This is a genomic window from Flavihumibacter stibioxidans (assembly GCF_014332695.1).
In the GTDB taxonomy this organism is placed as follows: Bacteria; Bacteroidota; Bacteroidia; order Chitinophagales; family Chitinophagaceae; genus Flavihumibacter; species Flavihumibacter stibioxidans.
Window position 1 is genome coordinate 250,506 of sequence record NZ_MBUA01000001.1, and the last position, 16,900, is coordinate 267,405.

General features: G+C 48.2%; 16 protein-coding genes. 8 read left to right on the forward strand and 8 right to left on the reverse strand.

Features of this window, described 5'->3' with window-relative positions; translation table 11 throughout:
* Positions 1-27: 27 nt before the first annotated feature.
* The gene (locus tag BC349_RS01075; RefSeq protein ID WP_187254901.1) at positions 28-978 is read right to left on the reverse strand and encodes a c-type cytochrome; all 951 of its coding nucleotides are present in this window, start codon (positions 976-978) and stop codon (positions 28-30) included.
* A 198-nt stretch (positions 979-1,176) separates the two neighbouring features.
* Between BC349_RS01075 and BC349_RS20205 the strand changes: the two genes are divergently transcribed.
* The 4 genes from BC349_RS20205 to BC349_RS01095 all read left to right on the forward strand — a co-directional run bounded on the left by BC349_RS20205 (position 1,177) and on the right by BC349_RS01095 (position 4,534).
* The gene (locus tag BC349_RS20205) at positions 1,177-1,431 is read left to right on the forward strand and encodes an MmcQ/YjbR family DNA-binding protein (protein ID WP_187254902.1); all 255 of its coding nucleotides are present in this window, start codon (positions 1,177-1,179) and stop codon (positions 1,429-1,431) included.
* Between the two features lie 90 nt (positions 1,432-1,521).
* The gene (locus tag BC349_RS01085) at positions 1,522-2,025 is read left to right on the forward strand and encodes a DinB family protein (RefSeq protein ID WP_187254903.1); all 504 of its coding nucleotides are present in this window, start codon (positions 1,522-1,524) and stop codon (positions 2,023-2,025) included.
* A gap of 405 nt (positions 2,026-2,430) precedes the next feature.
* Positions 2,431-3,495, forward strand: coding sequence for an OmpA family protein (locus BC349_RS01090; RefSeq protein ID WP_187254904.1), 1,065 nt, complete (start codon positions 2,431-2,433; stop codon positions 3,493-3,495).
* Positions 3,496-3,589: 94 nt separating this feature from the next.
* A complete protein-coding gene (locus tag BC349_RS01095) occupies positions 3,590-4,534 on the forward strand; it encodes a proline iminopeptidase-family hydrolase (protein ID WP_187254905.1) in 945 nt (314 codons plus the stop codon).
* Positions 4,535-4,562: 28 nt separating this feature from the next.
* Here BC349_RS01095 and BC349_RS01100 read toward each other — a convergent pair whose 3' ends face one another.
* The 6 genes from BC349_RS01100 to BC349_RS01125 form a co-directional block, all read right to left on the reverse strand.
* A complete protein-coding gene (locus BC349_RS01100; RefSeq protein WP_187254906.1) occupies positions 4,563-5,207 on the reverse strand; it encodes an alpha/beta hydrolase in 645 nt (214 codons plus the stop codon).
* Positions 5,191-6,144 carry a VOC family protein gene (locus BC349_RS01105; RefSeq protein WP_187254907.1) on the reverse strand — a complete coding sequence of 318 codons (954 nt, stop codon included), beginning with the start codon at positions 6,142-6,144 and terminating at the stop codon, positions 5,191-5,193. Before BC349_RS01105 ends, BC349_RS01100 begins: the two co-directional genes overlap by 17 nt.
* A complete protein-coding gene (locus BC349_RS01110; RefSeq protein ID WP_187254908.1) occupies positions 6,141-7,073 on the reverse strand; it encodes a ring-cleaving dioxygenase in 933 nt (310 codons plus the stop codon). Before BC349_RS01110 ends, BC349_RS01105 begins: the two co-directional genes overlap by 4 nt.
* Before the next feature lie 27 nt (positions 7,074-7,100).
* Positions 7,101-7,541 carry a DMT family transporter gene (locus BC349_RS01115; protein WP_187254909.1) on the reverse strand — a complete coding sequence of 147 codons (441 nt, stop codon included), beginning with the start codon at positions 7,539-7,541 and terminating at the stop codon, positions 7,101-7,103.
* Between the two features lie 335 nt (positions 7,542-7,876).
* Entirely contained in the window at positions 7,877-8,509 is a 633-nt protein-coding gene (locus BC349_RS01120; protein ID WP_187254910.1) for a response regulator, read from the reverse strand.
* The gene (locus BC349_RS01125) at positions 8,506-10,506 is read right to left on the reverse strand and encodes a tetratricopeptide repeat-containing sensor histidine kinase (RefSeq protein WP_187254911.1); all 2,001 of its coding nucleotides are present in this window, start codon (positions 10,504-10,506) and stop codon (positions 8,506-8,508) included. The genes BC349_RS01120 and BC349_RS01125 overlap by 4 nt, the downstream gene beginning before the upstream one ends.
* Positions 10,507-10,666: 160 nt before the next feature.
* On the opposite strand from BC349_RS01125, the gene BC349_RS01130 reads away from it, so the two are divergent.
* The 3 genes from BC349_RS01130 to BC349_RS01140 are packed head-to-tail and all read left to right on the forward strand — an operon-like array spanning position 10,667 to position 13,484.
* A complete protein-coding gene (locus tag BC349_RS01130; RefSeq protein ID WP_187254912.1) occupies positions 10,667-11,887 on the forward strand; it encodes a hypothetical protein in 1,221 nt (406 codons plus the stop codon).
* 39 nt (positions 11,888-11,926) lie between these two features.
* Positions 11,927-12,499, forward strand: coding sequence for a hypothetical protein (locus BC349_RS01135; protein ID WP_187254913.1), 573 nt, complete (start codon positions 11,927-11,929; stop codon positions 12,497-12,499).
* A gap of 58 nt (positions 12,500-12,557) precedes the next feature.
* Positions 12,558-13,484, forward strand: a complete 927-nt coding sequence (locus tag BC349_RS01140) for a hypothetical protein (protein WP_187254914.1) — start codon at positions 12,558-12,560, stop codon at positions 13,482-13,484.
* A gap of 165 nt (positions 13,485-13,649) precedes the next feature.
* Here the strand turns inward: BC349_RS01140 and BC349_RS01145 are convergent, their stop codons facing one another.
* Positions 13,650-14,177, reverse strand: coding sequence for a GNAT family N-acetyltransferase (locus BC349_RS01145; protein WP_187254915.1), 528 nt, complete (start codon positions 14,175-14,177; stop codon positions 13,650-13,652).
* A gap of 364 nt (positions 14,178-14,541) precedes the next feature.
* Here BC349_RS01145 and BC349_RS01150 point away from each other — a divergent pair, with 364 nt between their 5' ends.
* On the forward strand, positions 14,542-16,887 hold the full coding sequence (locus tag BC349_RS01150) for a hypothetical protein (RefSeq protein WP_187254916.1): 2,346 nt from the start codon (positions 14,542-14,544) through the stop codon (positions 16,885-16,887).
* Positions 16,888-16,900: the final 13 nt, after the last annotated feature.

A 16,900-nucleotide genomic window follows, 5' to 3' on the forward strand; every position in this document is an offset into this window, starting at 1 on the left:
GTGCACCAGGTAATGGCTGCAACGCCCCTACTCCGCCGGCGCCCGCTCCACTTTATTGGAGATGGGCGGAATGCTCATCAGGTATTGATAGATGGCCGCGGCCTCGCGATCCGTCAACTGTGTATAGGGTGCCATGGGGTAGCGCAATGCCGGCTGTCCTTCCACAATACCCGTTTTCAGGGCCTTCACAAATTTCTCCTGCGACCAACTGCCGATTCCAGTGGCTTTATCTGGCGTCAGGTTGGGAGTAGGCATCACCAGGCCCTCATGGTTCAGGGGTTTGTTACCCCCGCCAAAATAGCCTTCGCTTTTTTCGGGATGCAGGAAATCGTTGGTCTTGAAATCAGCTGAATGGCAGGAGAAACATTCGAGGTTCCTGGCCAGGTAACCGCCCAGCGCGATGGCATCTGAACTATCAGGCACATTGATAGGCGCAGCAGGCATTTTAAAGGGCTTGAATGCTACGCGGGTGAGCATTTTCGTTAGGAAGGATGGCTCCACCGGCTTGTCCGGCACGGCGGCTGCGGTCACCATTGGATCCTCCGATTTCAGGAAAGAGATGATGGCAATGATATCCGCATCCGACATGGTAGGCAGTTTGGCCATATAAGGCGGAGCATATTGGCCATCGCGTTTGTTACCGGTGCGCAGCAGGTATAGTATTTCACCGGGTGTCCAGTCGCCGATCCCATAGGTCTTATCCTGAGTGATATTGGGCGTGTTGATGACACCGAACTCTTTGGGTGCGTCTGACATAAACCGCCCCGTGAGCTGGCGGGTTTCAGGATTCAGGTGGCAACTGGCACAGAGCATGGAGACATATTTTTTACCCGTCGCCAGGGTGGCTGAATCCGTCCTGAGGTTGAGGGCGGGTTTCTCCACGGCATAGGACGGAATGCCACCGATCTGTATGAACAGGAAGGCGCCTAATAAGATGAGCAACAGGGTGGCGCCACCATATAGCAGTATCTTTTTCATACCGAATGCAGTTTGGTTGTTGATTGTTGTCTGTTAATATTATGATTTTTTTACGACTATTACAATAGGTAAAAGGTGTCAACAGAATTCAATCCACCAATCATTCTGAATGTTTCATCCTGATATCTGCCTGCCCGTCATTTTCCAATCTGAAAAGGGGTAGATAAATTTTTTTATATTTACTTCAGTTCATTGCAAATGGCACTAAGTTTTGACACATTAAGACAACTGGCACTCGCATTTCCGGAGGCGACAGAAGAATTGCACTTTGAGAAAACATCATTCAGGGTCAAAAAGAAAATCTTTGCCACCTATGACACCAAAAACAAAAGAGCCTGCATAAAACTTTCTGAAATTGATCAGGACGTTTTCTCCTCGGCTGACAGAGCAGTTATCTATCCGGTTAATAATAAATGGGGTAAACAAGGCTGGACCATCCCAATCATAAACTGACACCAACAGGGCTTTTCTCAAAACGGGTGTTCCGGGTGCCAGGACTTTAGCGACACGCCTATATACCCTCACTGCCAAAAACACCTGAATATGAAAAATACCAGGACCAGAAATTTAACTATTGCAAACCGATTGCGGGAAGTACTACTTAATGGACATTGGATTGCCAACACAAATTACAAAGAACAGATACTAAGTGTAAACTGGCAGCAGGCAACTCAAAAAGCAGGAAACTTAAATAGCATTGCAGCGCTGACCTTTCATGTAAACTATTATTTAGCCGGGATATTGAATGCTTTTGAAACCGGAAAAATTGAGATCAGGGATAAATACAGTTTTGACCTTCCACAAATACAATCAGAAGCGGACTGGAATAAATTAGTAACAGACTTTTTGAGCAATTCAGAAAAATTCGCAACCAGGGTTGAACAAATGGACGACAATATTTTTGACCAGCCATTTGTGGATGAAAAATATGGAACCTATTTACGAAATATAGAAGGTATTATTGAACACAGCTACTATCATTTAGGACAAATTTCATTGATACGGAAAATGATATTACAAAACCAAACAAGGAAAGACCTGGAATAAATGGAACCCAGCATTTGTTTCGGCAGCCGCGTTCTGCCATCGCCGCATCGAATAGCCTTTGCATTTCCGGAAGCGAGGTTATCTTTGACAGCAGCGGGGAAAACATAAAAAGTGTTGAATCGATATCGACCCTTTGTCCAGTTTTAAGGGGTTTATGACACATGAACTGCTTCCACTGGTCTCGTAGGTACTCATGACATTTCCAGCGGCATCCCGAACATACCAGATGTATGCTACGCTGCGGCATCATCTGCATGGCAGACCAACTGTGGGCTGCCTGATCTAATCCCGAATCCGGAGATAGTCAGAAGCATATTATTGATATAAATCATACTAACGGATAACTGCTGTTACCTGTTCCCGGCTGGCGATCCGTTAACTTCCCTTTACATAAAACATCCGATTATGAAAGTCCGGTTTTTTGCTGTTTTACTGCTATTGGCAGCTGGCAGCAACCACCTGCTGGCGCAGGCGAATGACTCCCTTACACAGATCTATTCCAAATTTGATTTTGTTCCCGGTGAAAAAATAATCTTCTTCGACGATTTTTCGAATGATAACATTGGTGACTTCCCGGTCCAATGGAATACCACCGGATCAGGTGAAATCGTCACCTATGGCAAATACCCGGGCAGATGGTTCAAAATCACGAACAGCCGGGGAATAGTGGCATTGGCAGAACCGCTGAAACTTCCGGATAACTATACCATCGAATTTGACATCATTCCACAGAAAGAAGGCTCCAATATCCATTACCGCTTTGTGCTCTTCAGTACTGAAAAGCCAAAGGACCTGATGTTCGGACTGGCAAGACCAGGCGGCACTGGTATCTGGTTTGACTTTGGCTATAACAGCAGTTATTTTACCTATTACAAGGACGGCACACCCAACCTGAACGGCAGGGTAACCGAACCCAAGCAGAATGCGGATACCAAATACCATATCTCCATCTGGGTACAGAAAGAAAGAATTCGTTTATACCAGGACGAGGTAAAACTTTTTGACGTGGCCAAGGGACTTTCGACTGCTGTCAAATACAATATGATCCGCTTCGATGGTGGAATGCCTTTGATCGCAAATGTTCGCATTGCCACCGGCCTTCCGGATATGCGCAATAAGTTACTGACAGAAGGAAAACTGGTGAGCTATGGAATATATTTTGATGTCAACTCCGACAAGGTGAAACCCCAGTCTGCCGGCACCCTGAAAGAAATAGCGGGCATCCTGACAGACAACCCATCCTTAAAAATAAGGATTACCGGATTCACCGATTCAGATGGTGATGATGCTTCCAACCTGGACCTTTCCAAACGCAGGGCCGCAGCAGTCAAAACTGCGCTGGTTGGGGCTTATGGCATTGAGGCCGCCAGGATCGAAACAGATGGAAAGGGTGAAAAAGAACCCATCGCACCGAATGACAACAGCGTTAACAAGGCCCTGAACAGAAGGGTTGAGTTTGTTAAATTATAGCAAACTCCAGCGGTTGGAATCCAGTGTTTCTTTCTTTCGGGTTACACGTCTTATTTGTTACCTTGGAAGTGGGTACTGATTTCAACCGCTGCTCATGATAAAACATGCCACTGTTTATTTGCTGCTTTTTTTTGCTGTTAACGGTTACACTCAAACGCTGCGTCGTGGTGAGGGATACGTGCAGGTTGAGGGTGGCCGGATATGGTATAAAGTGGTGGGGAAAGGAAAAGGCACTCCCCTTTTATTGATTCATGGCGGTCCGGGCAGCAGGAGTTGCAGCGGCATGGCAGAATATTCCCTGCTTGCTGATGAACGGCCGGTAATCTTTTACGACCAGCTTGGGTCAGGAAAATCAGACCGTCCGACAGATACCTCGCTCTGGAGAGTGTCGCGTTTCGCGAATGAAATTGACCACCTGCGTAAAGCACTTGGTTTAAAGAAACTTCATATACTGGGACATTCATGGGGAGGAGCAGTGCTGGTGGAATATATGGTCACCAAAAAGCCCAAAGGTGTTGCCAGCGCTATTTTCTCCAGTCCGCTACTGAGCACACCTGCCTGGATGAATGATGCCCGGATACTGGTGAATCAATTGCCGGCATCCATTCGCGACACCATCTTCAAGTATGAAGCATTAAAGGATTACCAGGCTCCCTCCTACCTGGTGGCAACGGATTCCTTTTATGCCCGCCATCTTTCGGTAAAACAATGGCCGCCGGCACCCTCAGCTGAATGTGATGGAGTGCCGGGTTTCAATGCAGAAGTGTATAACTATATGTGGGGACCAACCGAATTTACCGCAACGGGAACCCTGGTAAATTTTGACAGGACCGACCGTTTGCATGAAATAAAACAACCCGTATTATTTGTTACGGGAGAGTTTGATGAAGCGAGGCCGGAAACCATTTCCCATTTCCATCAATTGGTGCCCCATTCGAAACTGGAGATCATTAAAAATGCAGGTCATCGCACCGCCAGGGACCAGACCGTTTCCTATATCAGTGTACTACGGCAGTTTATGCAGTCAGTTCAAAAATAAAGCTGATCCACCGCTGACTTTTGAGAATTTAAACTTCTGATTGAAAAACCAGCCTGTTGGCCTGGTCGATCTCGTCCTGGTTGATCGTATGACCCATGCCGTTATACACTTTCTCTGTAACTGCGGCGTTTTTGTCGCGCAGGATATTGGCTGTGGCATAAACCCTTTCCACCGGTACATGCATATCGGGATTGCTGGTTCCGATGAAGACCGGTGTTCCCTTAAAATCGCCCTGGTAATTTTGGAGCCCGATCTTCTCACCAATCAATCCGCCGGTAAGGGCGACAACACCTCCGTACCGGGTCGCATTGCGGGTTACAAATTCCAGGGTGAGACAGGCCCCCTGTGAAAATCCCATGAAATAAATCCTTTCTTCGCTGATGCCCTGTGCTACCAGGTCGGCAACAATGTCTTTCAGCAAGGACAGCGCAGAACTGAGCCATGGTTCATTGGCCTCTTCCGGGGCCATAAAGGAATAGGGATACCAGGTATGATTGGTGGCCTGCGGCGCCAGCAGGGCAAAGTCCTGTACCGCCAGGTGCGTGGCCAGGGAAAGAATGTCTTCTGCGGTGCCACCCCGGCCATGGATCATGACCAGGACTTTTTGGGCTTGCTTCAAGGGTATACCGCCTGTTACAATATGCTTTGAATGTTGTTTATCTGAATTGCTCATAATTGAATGTTACAGGAATTAAAGTATGCTCCAGCGCTGTCCTCCGGGATTCAAACTGCACCGGAAGTTGCAGTGATTCACCCAGGTGATCCATCGGTTCATCAACCGAAAAACCCGGTGATGATGTAGCTATCTCAAACAGGACCCCACCCGGTTCCCTGAAATAGAGCGAGGAAAAATATTTCCTGTCGAGCACAGGCGTGATATTGCCCCTGATCGGTAATATCCGCTCGCGCATGGTCTCCAGACTGGAATGATCGGGTGTGGCAAAAGCCAGGTGATGCACGGTACCGCTGCCTGCCAGTCCCTTCAGGGAGTCAGGCATGGCCAGAAGGTCAACATAATTACCCGGACTATCAGTTACCGCCAGGCGGATGCGGTTGCTCTGTTCCCTGATGATCGAATGATCCATCTGGTGGGTCATGATGCCTGCGGTTCTTTCAAAAGCCTCCAGCCAGATCTCTACATTATAAATGCCCCGGATGGATTTATCTGCAGGTACGGGTCCCCGTGAGATACCCGGCCGCTTGTCCCCGTCGTTGAAAACCAGTTCCAGTCCCAGTCCGTCGCCATCTTCCAGGTAGATCACCAGTTCGCCTTCAAATCTTTCCTTCGGTTGCTTGAAGGGGATGTCAAATCTTTTCAAACGCTGCTGCCAGTAATCCAGTGCAGGGAGTGGCACAGAAAAAGTGGTCGTATCCAGCATGCCCTTACCATGGCGCCCGTTTACCAGGCCTTCATAGGGGAAGAAGGTCAGGATGGAACCGGGTGAACCGGTGTCATCGCCGTAGTAGAAATGGTATACATCCGGGGCATCAAAGTTGACTGTCTTTTTGACCAGACGTAAGCCAAGAATACCGGCATAAAAATCGATATTGGGCTGGCTGCTGCCGGCGATGGCTGTAACGTGGTGAATGCCGGTAATCAGTTTTTTCATAATGGTGGTAAAACCTTTTCAATCTGTGCTCTTGCAGGCTCATATTGTTTAGGCAGTTTGAGGCTGCTACCCAATGCTTCGAGCGGTTCATCCCGGGTGAAACCCGGGTTATCGGTTGCCAGTTCAAACAATACGCCACCCGGTTCACGGAAATAGAGCGAGAAGAAATAATCCCGGTCGATCCTGGGGGTGATATTGAACCCCCTTCGGGCAATCAACTCGCGGTATTCCATCAGGATATTATCGTCCTTTACGCGGAAGGCCACGTGGTGGTTGGTACCTGCAGCATTATGTCCGGGCTTGCCATCGGGCGATTCCAGCAGATCTACATTGGCTGCATTTTCAACAGTATTTGTTTTGAACCGGTAAAGATTGCCCTCCTGCCGGTCGAGGGTATAACCAAGTATATCTGTCAGGACTTTAGCCGTCGGCTCCAGTTTTCTGACTGTAAGCGTGATGCTGTGAAAGCCTTTGGTAGCCACGTCAGCGTTAACATCTTTGGTCACCCACGGAGTTCGGTTGTCCGTATGCGTTGGTACGACCAGGTCGAGGTTGAGTCCGTCAGGATCTATCAGTGAAAGATATTGTTCACCGAATTTTTCCCTGATTTCTGCCTGTGGGATATTGAATTCCCTGAAACGGGCGGCCCAGAAATCCAGGCTGCCTTTCGGTACCGAATAACCTATATCGGTGGCCATTCCCGTGCCGGTACTGCCCTTGCCGATGCCTTCCCAGGGGAAAAAAGTCAGGATGGTACCGGGACTACCTTTTTCATCTCCGAAGTAGAAGTGATAGGTGCCGGGATCATCGAAGTTGACGGTCTTTTTAACCAAACGCAGGCCAAGGATGCAGGTGTAAAAATGGTGGTTACGTCGGGCGTTATCGGCGATGGCAGTGATATGATGAAGCCCTAATATGCTGTTTTCCATAGGTATAATTTACGAATTAATTGGCGGCTAAAACTTCCTGATGACAATCACTCCTGCAATGACCAGAAGCATACCCAGCAGGCGCCAGGGATTGATGCTGTGCTGCTGTGCCACCAGAATATGAAAATGATCCATCAGGATCGCAATCACCATTTGCCCGGCTACTATCAGTCCGAAGGTCAGTGCGCCGCCGAGTTTGGGAAAGACTAGCGTGATGGCCGTTACAAAAAATGCGCCGAGTGCACCACCCGCCCATGCATAGGGTGGCAGGGTTTTTAATCCGGTCCAGGAAGCAGATTGTTTGGTCAGCAGGATATAAATCAGGATGGTCAGTATACCCACCAGGAAGGAGATCAGGGCAGCAAACACCGGGTTGGCGATGGATTTACCCAGCCTTGAATTCAATCCGGCCTGAATGGGCAGGAAGGAGCCGGATAGAAAGGCGATGAATATCCAGAACAATTTCATGAGCAGTTAATTTATAGTTGTCGGCAAACATCCGAAAAAAAGTTACCTCCTGCCTCCATTCAGGCAGATTCTTTCTGCCAGATTGCCGGGTTCCGGGTTTGGCACCCTTGAATGCATTAGCCATCAGCCTGAGGTTTCCCCAGCAGGTCCGTTAACTTTTAATTAACCATAACCGGACATTAAATTATTGTCCATGAAGGGTGCCAACACGAATACTGGTTGTTTGTTTATATGCACCGAATCGGGCTCCACCGTGAACGGTCCGGGAGTAAAAAGGGGAGTTCGACTGATATATCCCACAGATGCAGAAAGAGGCATTCAAAAAAAACATCCTGTCAAATCAGTTTCTGCTCCTTCGAAATTCTCAGCAAAGCCTGCGTAGTGCTCACATTGAATTTCTGCAGCAGGTTCTTGCGGTGGGTTTCGATGGTGTAGGGACTGACAAATAATTTTTCCGCGATCTGCGGACCGGTAAGTCCCTCGTATAACAATTGCAGTATCTCTTTTTCCCTTCGGGTGAGCATAGGAGTTTTATTCACTGCCGCAGCTACGGAGTTGTACTGCTCCAGTATCTTCTGGTTAGCTGCTTTGCTCAGGAATATCTTTCCGTTCATCACGTCGCCTATGGCGTCCAGCAGTTCCTGCCGCTCCATATTCTTCAACAGGTACCCATTCCCTCCACGAGCTAAAAACTGGCTGATGATGCCCGCTTCATTGGTGGAAGTCAGGGCGATGATCTTCACCTGCCTGTCCTGTTTTCGGATCTGCTCGCAGGTTTGCAGGCCGTCGCTATCGGGCAGACTGATATCCAGCAGGATCAGATCCGGACGCATTGCCTGAATGGTTTCCATCGCCTGCTTTGCCGTTTTGCAAACTCCACAGATCTCTAACCATTCCACATCCCTGATCATGGTGCTAACCCCGTCGCCCACCAGGGGATGGTCATCTACAATTAGAATGCTTGTCATATAGTAGCGGAATTAACGTCATTAAACAAAAAATCCATCATCACGGTAGTACCAATTCCGTTGCGACTGTCAATGGATAATTTTCCGTTCAGGTATTGTACGCGGCTGGAAATAGATGCCAGTCCAGCATGCACCCCTGTGCCGGATTTTTCCACATTAAACCCCCTGCCATTGTCTTCCACGGTGATGCTTAAATGTTGTCCATCCCTGTTGAACTGCACAATGGCTTCGCTTGCCTGTGCGTGTTTGATTATATTGTTCAGCAGTTCCTGCAGAATTCTGAAAAGCATGATCTCCCGGGCTACTTCCATTCTCTGGTCCATGCCATAGTCCTGCACCGACACCTTCACCTTTTTTCCAGCGCTGATGCTGTTGCAAAGATCACGGGTAGCCTGCACCAGCCCAAGCCGGATCAATACCTCGGGCATCATATTGTGTGCAATGCGCCGCACTTCCTCTGAAGCGGTGTGGATGAGTTCGTAGGATTTCAGGAACAAGGGATCCTGCTGCAGCGCCTGTTGCTCGTGTTGCAGGCTGCTGAAATGCATTTTAACGGTAGAGAACAATCCGCCCAATCCGTCATGAAGGTCCTTGGCAATCCTCGTTCGTTCCGCTTCCTGTCCATCCACCATACTTTGTAAAGACAGGACCTGCTGTTGTCTTTCCAGGATGCGGATCTGTTCTTCCTGCAACAACCTGTCTTTTTCAGCAATAATGCTTTTGTTCCTGCTGTTTCGGTACAGGAGGCCAAGCAGGATCAACACAGAACCGGAAGCCACCCCTCCTACCTGCATAATCCTGTTGCGCTTGACCAGCCCCAGTTCATTTACAGAATTTTGCAATTTCAGGTCGGTAATGGCTTTTTCCTTCTTCTGCGATTCATACACCACTTCCAGGTAACTTGCATACTGGCGAGTTTCCGCAACCAGGATGCTATCGTTCAGCTTGACATATTCAGACAGGTAGAAATGTGCGTTTTTGATATCCCCCTTCTGCTCATAATATTCGCTCAGGACCTGGCAGGTGCGGTAATATACATCGCGTGTATTGGTATGGCCGGACAATTCCAGCGCAGCCGACAAATGCTGGAAGGACTGATCGAAATCCTTCATTTTCAAATAAGCAATACCGAGAGACAAATGCGATTGCGCAGCCTGGTGATCTTTTCTGAGTGATTTATCCATGGCCATTTTATAATAGAGGATGGCAGAATCCAGCAGATTGCGACTCAGGAAATAATCGCCGATCACATCATAGGAATCCGAAGCCAGGCCAAAATCGCGGGTCTTCTGAATAATCGGCAACAGCCTGCGAACATATTTTCCGGCATCCTCAATCTTACGGAGGCCCATATAATTTACCACCAGGTGATTCAGGGCATACCCCATCTGAAGGGTATCTTTTAGTGGACTTAGTATCTCCAGCAGTTGTTCGCTCAGCCTGACCGCCCGCTCATAACTCTTCACTTCCCCCAGGGCAGCAATCAGGTTCTGGTAGGCTGCAATTTCGCGCAGGGTATCGCCGATCAACTGGAACTGTTCAGTGGCTTTTGAAAAATGATAGGCCGCATTGTACATATCACTCTGCAGGAAATACCAACTGCCGCGGGCATTGTGGACCTTGCCCATCAGTTCGGGCTGTTGCAGCTGTTGCGCCACCTGCTCCGCCAATTCCAGCATCTGGAGGGATTTTTTATAGTCGTTCAGGTCCTGGTAAATGAATCCAAGCAGATAACTGCAGCGACCAATTCCATTCAGGTACTTGATCTTCCTGCTGAGATCCAATCCCTCATTAACATAACGGGCAGCAGTAGCTGCATCATAATAACTGACCAGGTTGCCCAGTTCAATATAGATAAGCACTTTGGAAGTATCCTCTTTGGTGACGAGCAGTCTCTTTTCCATGCTGTCCACCAGGTGCTCAGTGTCCTGCGCATAAAGTGCCCGGGGCAGCAGGAAAAACAACAAACACCAGATGAAAGGAATCTTTTGTCGCATGCAGCGGTTATTGGTTAGGGTGATAGTTGTCTCAAATTAAGCTATCCTGCAACTAAATATCTACCTGAAATCAGGTATTTTTTACCGCAATAATCCCCGCATTCCGGGTATGGTTTTCCGTTATAGTCCGGGCCCACTTTACAGCAGAAATCACCCCACCATGCACCCCCAACCCTTACTGTTAGTCCTGCTGCTGAGTCTTTGCACTATCGGTTTCGCCCAGGTGGACGACGGCAACAAAAGAATAAGTCCCAAGGAATTCGCCATACCGGCCTCGCCAGTATTTGATGTGATGGGCGTAACGCCTTCCCAGATCAACCGCACAGCCGATATAAAGGATTTCAAGGTGGACTGGTCCTTTAAATCCTGGCGCCTGAATCCTAACCTGGCCTTGCAATCGCAGCCAATCTGGGAAATGTTCTTTAACCGCAAGGACCTGGGTAAATACCAAAATGCCAGCCGGTTCATGCGGCAACTGGCATCCCTGGATGTCTCCATGGGAACCGTACAGGATGAAAGCGGTGACCGACGAATCGGATATGCATTAAAGGCAAATCTATTCCGCCAGCGCGATCCCTTGCTGGCAAGGGAACTCTACGCGGATATAGGTGAACGCTACCAGGCGGAAAAAACGGAGTTGGACCAGACCCTGAAGCAATTGCAGCAACAACTCGATTCCACCACCAATATTCTCGAAAAGCAGGCCATCCGAAACACCATTCGCGAGACCGAAGAGAAATTGTTCAGCATTAACTCCCGGCGGAAAGATGAGATCAACGAACGCGCGAAAATATTTGTGGCGGAGAACTGGAATGCTTCTTCATTGGATATTGCCTTTGGCCGTGTTTACTCCTACCAGACTGACAGCTCAGGCTCCCTCAAATCGTTGCGACTGAACCGCAATACAGGGTATTCGGGCTGGATCAACGGCAGCCTGGGAATTAGTAAAAGACTATTGCTTACGGGTTTGTTCCGCAGCAGTTGGTACGAAGAAGAGTTGAATTTCCTCATCAGGAACAATGATACCGGCGAAGAATCCAGCCAATTGGCTGTGGCCGACAACACACTGCTGACCATGGGCATGAACCTGCGGTATGGCGGACCCTATTTCACCTTTTTTGTGGAATTCCTGTACGAGAAAAAAGGATTGAAAACGCCGGTGGAAGCACTAAGCAAGGTATTTGACACGCCTGCCGGATTTGAAGTGGTCAGCAATACCGTGAAATGGGATGTGGTGCAACCCAATACCATCAGCTTTGGCGGCGACTGGCGACTGAACCGCAGCGTGATGCTCAACTATGGCATGCGTTGCATCTTTGACCGGCACTGGACTTTCGAACGATTCATACCTGTAGTATCCGTCGCCTGCATGATGCGATAATCACCCTCCAAGTATTCATTAACCATTAACATACATTCCATGAAGAAGTTATTTGTTTCAATGTTCCTGCTGGCGGTTGCTTACACCATTCAGGCCCAGCTACCAAAGCTCACTGCTACACAGGTGAACACATTAAAAACCAGTTATTCGAATTTCAAGCTGGATTGTTCCACCCTTGTCAAGCCCGAGTACCAATACATTTTTGAATTCACCAGGAAGAAATCCGATGCCACCTGTGCCCTCTATACTGAATTGGTTACCCTCACCATGCAGGTGCACAATACCCAAACCGGCACGGTAAGCACCTACCTGGCCGCACCTGATTTACCCTCATTGATTTCCTGTACAAAGATTGATCTCAACAACCTTAAAATGCGATCCAATACAGGGCTGGACGTTATGTTCGGCGGATTTCTAAATCCCAGTACCGGAATGCTGTCAACCAGTTTATACCTTAAGACCCTGCAGCTAAACACTAATATCCCAATGCGCGAAACCTCTGCAACCATACCAAATGGCGGAAAGGTATTCACTGGCAGTATCCAGAGCGGTATTTACCAGGTAAGCGCTGTATTAACCATTCGTAATTATTGCCTGAATATCAGCGGCTAATAAATCCCTTACGCAACCAAAACTTGTACACTCTATTTCGTCAACAAAAAAATAAAATATGAAACTTACATCCTTATATGCCATAGCATTGCTTTCCCTACTGGCCACCACCCTTCAGGCACAGGTATTGTACAGCCGCCAACCATTTGGCAGTACAGTATTGGACAGCTACCAGCTGACAACAAGATCCTATTATTCCCAAACCGGGGAAGTAACTGGTCCCTTTCCCATGAAATACCCGGTGAGGGGAGTAAACACCAATACCGCCATCGCTTTTACCACTTTATCCAATACCGCGGAAAAAATCGTATTGACCATTGGCCAGAAAAACTGGCTTGATCTCACCACCTCCGTGGAAATAATAGGTACGGGCATCTCTTCCCCGAGGATACTGTCCCGCGGGGTGGATCGACGGGGAGAAACCAACCAGATGACCTATGTAGTGCTTGAACTCACCGTCCAGGCCAATGCCGCGCCTGGCGCCAGAACCATCCGGTTGAAGCGCCCCTCCCTTACTGGAACAGATTTCAACAGCATCAACCTGAACCTCCAGAACAATTACCGGATCCTATACCAGGGACCATTCACTATCAACGGCGCTTCAGTAAATGCATTACAGGCCTATAATACTGGCAGTGAAGTAAGGTTTTCAATTGAAGGACAGCGATTGCATTTGATACGGGGCGTTCGCAATACCGGAAATACTATGCAGAGCAGCATTATCCACAACTTGCGACTCGTTGAAAGAAGTTCTACAAAACTGGTCTTTGCCTGCAATTTTGTAGATGCAGGAAGACTGACTATGAAAGAGTTCATCAGTCGCTACCTGAATGTGGAATCTGGTGCGGTGGAATTCAACCTGAATTGTCCAATAATGCAATCCTGCACTTTCATAAAAACAGATGTGGAAACAAGCACCACATTAAGGCCCATCAGGCTTATTACTTACAGAATGCCATCAGATGCTGAACGAGGTATCCAATAAAAGATGTGCATCCTGTAAATATCCCACCCGGAAAAATTTGGGTGGGATATTTGCTTTTTTACTTTGTATCATAATTTTTCAGGATTGCAGCGGCGGGCGAAACATTCATTGCTACCCCACCAGCTTGCTGGTGGGTGAAAAGCTGTCTGGCTGCAGATGAATCTTTCACAACTGATTCAATTGAAGCTTCATCATAATATCGGTTTGCTCGTCATCACCCAACCGGAAAATATGTTTGTCAAATTCAACAAAACCATTTTTCTTATAAAAGTTAAGCGCTCTGTGATTTTCCTCCCAAACACCTAACCACACATAGTCAGCATTTTTTTCCCTGGCAATTTCCATAGCCTTTTCGTACAATATTTGTCCCACTTTTTTTCCGTGGTATTCCTTCAGCACATAGATCCGTTCGATTTCCAGGGCTTTGGAGTCTTTCAGTTCGGTTTGTGCCTTTCCAAAGTTCAGTTTCAGGTATCCGATGATATCGCTATCCAGTATGGCAAAATAGAATGCGGAATGCTCATCATTCAGTTCTGACGTCAATTTTTCCACAGATAAACTTTCCTCCAGGTATTTGGCCATGTTTTCAGGGGTGTTTACGGCTGAAAAGGTATCGAAGAAAGTCTGCTTACTGATTTTTTGCAACTGGGATAAGTCGGAAATGGTTACAGGTTTGATGATAATGTTATCCATGTTTTAAAATTGTCAATTCCAGGTGGATTCCGAAAGTTCAAAATTAAGCTGTATTACCCGACGTACCGCCATGAGCCAGGGAATGTTTAGTGTAGCTGTGGTGCAGAGGAAAAAAAATCCGCTTGCCAGCCTGCCAGAAATCAGATACCGTATTTCCTGAAATTTCACCTGCCATTTATACGATGAACTGAGGGGCTTTTTCCCGTATAAAATTGAATAAAACAACCCCTCAACACTTTGATAATTTTCGTAAATTTATACTTCTCAACCCTAACCAGTAGTACCCCCCAAACCTCGCTCTGGTTCCTGGCTACAGCTGTACAAAGTCCACCCGTATTTATTACCAAACATTAAACTCATTGTTATGGCAACTACCGCTTTGGGCCCCACCATGGCCGGAGGGATTCAACCTATCATTAAGGATGGGTATGAACTCATCTATTATCCCGACGTCAACAACGACGCACTGCAAAATGAAGGCAAGCCGCCGGTATTTTACTGGCTTCCCAATTATGTACACATAGCCCGCAAAGATGGCAGGAAGGAAGGAGACCTGATGTTTCTTATGCTGCGATTTGCCGGCAAACAAACCAGTGAAGGCAATATCGGATTGGAAGATGGTGAAAGCCGCGAAGTGGCCGGAGGTGTGCTGGCAGTTACCACCACAGCTGCTCCTCCCGACCATGTGCTGGAACAGGGCCAGCAGGAAATCATCAGCATGTACCAGGGCAAGGTGGACTATTTCTGGGGCATCCGCTCCAGCGTGAAGCCTATATTCCGACCAGTTGTCATCACCTCCAATCACACCTCTATTTCTAATCTCTCACCCAATGCCGATGGTTCCGTAGTGCAGCCTGTTTCAGGAACACCCGCCAGTCCGGGCACCCCTGCCAATCCCGCTGCACCCGCCGCACCCGCTTCTCCTTCTGCTCCTTCTGCGCCTGGTGCACCCACCCGCCAGGTGCGATATGAAACCGTGCCTGTTCCGCGATTCATCACACAACAGGGATTTACCACTCGTTCTTTTGACAGGCGTAATGTGCGCGATGGCAACCTGGACCCCTGGTATTTCAACATGCAGGGACAGGGAAATGGCTCCATTGATCCGATGGGACAAAATGCCTATACAGGGTTGTTGGGTGTGTATCCCGCCAGCATTTTATATCAGTCCTTCAAGATGGCCTATACACCTGTGCGCGTCTGCCAGGCTATGAAAGTGAAATTCTGGGTACCCATTATCGAGATCACGATCAAAGGCAACTGGGAGCGCATCTTTGAACATTTCTCTGCCAATGCCAAGGGCAAATACCTATGGTTCTCCGCAGATATCAAGGCTGAGTTCAATAATATGCGTATCAGCGGTGGCATCGAAGTGGATGTAAAAGTAGATCCGACCATACCCGGGGCTGAAAAGATCCAGGAATACGTTGACAAAAAAACCGATCTCATTTCCCAGAAGTTTATGGAGCAGGCAAAGGGTATCATCTTTGATCCGCCACAACCCAATGTTCAGGCAGCAGAAGCCAGTTCATCCGGAGGGTTGTTTGGACTCTGGGGAGCAGGCGTGGCCCTGAAATATCGCCGCGACAGCACCCGCCTCAATCTCAACTATCATGAGAAAAGGCAGTTGGCCTACCTGCAGGATCATGTGATCTCTTCCAACCTGGAAGGCGCTTTTGATGAAATGAAAAAAGATCCGGATGCGGAGAAAAAATATTTTGTAACCATCTATATGGATGACTGGCCAAGGAAACTGGCACGCATCATCAAACCCGTGGTGAACTGGCCACAGCCTGCACAAAACTGGGCAGGGGAACCGGTTTCCTTCCTATCTGTTCAGGTAGGATATCCCAATACTGCCGGTGAAATTGACTGGGTCGGACATGTGTTCGAAAGCAACGGATCCCCTACTGATACCTGGAAGATCGAAACCACCCAGAAAGCAGCAGCAGATGTAAGCAATGCGCCTGCCAACTGGGCACCCGACAAGACCTTTATCAAGCGTAAGGTGCATATGATGGAACCGCCGGACCCTATTGCCAATCCTTTTGTGAGGGTACAGATCGAAGACAATGAAATAGACCTGGATCCGGGAGAATATGGCACCATGGTGAACGATGTAACACTTGAACTGAGGGCAGATGAAGCTGGCCGGATAAGAGTAGGACCAATCGGGTTGAATGTTGCCCTCGAGGACAATAAACAAATGGTGGAAGTAACCTTTCAGGCCGTTGACGAGAATGGGGCGGACATCACCCGGTTCCCGCCACAGAAATTTATCTGGAAAGACCTTGACCAGGAAACGTCTAGATTCTGGTCTGTCTTTACATCCGATGCCACCGTTCGTTCCTTTTTCAAATACCAGGTGCGGGTGATCATTAAAGGCAGCCTTTTCACAAAAGGCATGGAATGGACCGGGCCATGGGTGAACACCATTGGTAACGGACCACTAACCATCAGTGTGCCCTCTACGGAAGACGAAGGCGTAGTAATCAAACGTGATATCCAGTCAAAGGCACGCGAGATCAGCAGCCAGCCGCCGACCAGTTCGGCCAGCCGTGAAATAACCCCACCCACCCAGCCAGTAAAGGGCAGTTATGCAGTGGAAGAAGGTGTAAAAATGCATCAACCGCCCACCGGGAAAACGCCGCTTTCCAGAAAAATTGCGGGTCGCGCTGTAAGCGGTAACGGTGGATGGAAACAGGTATAAACTACAAAGCGTT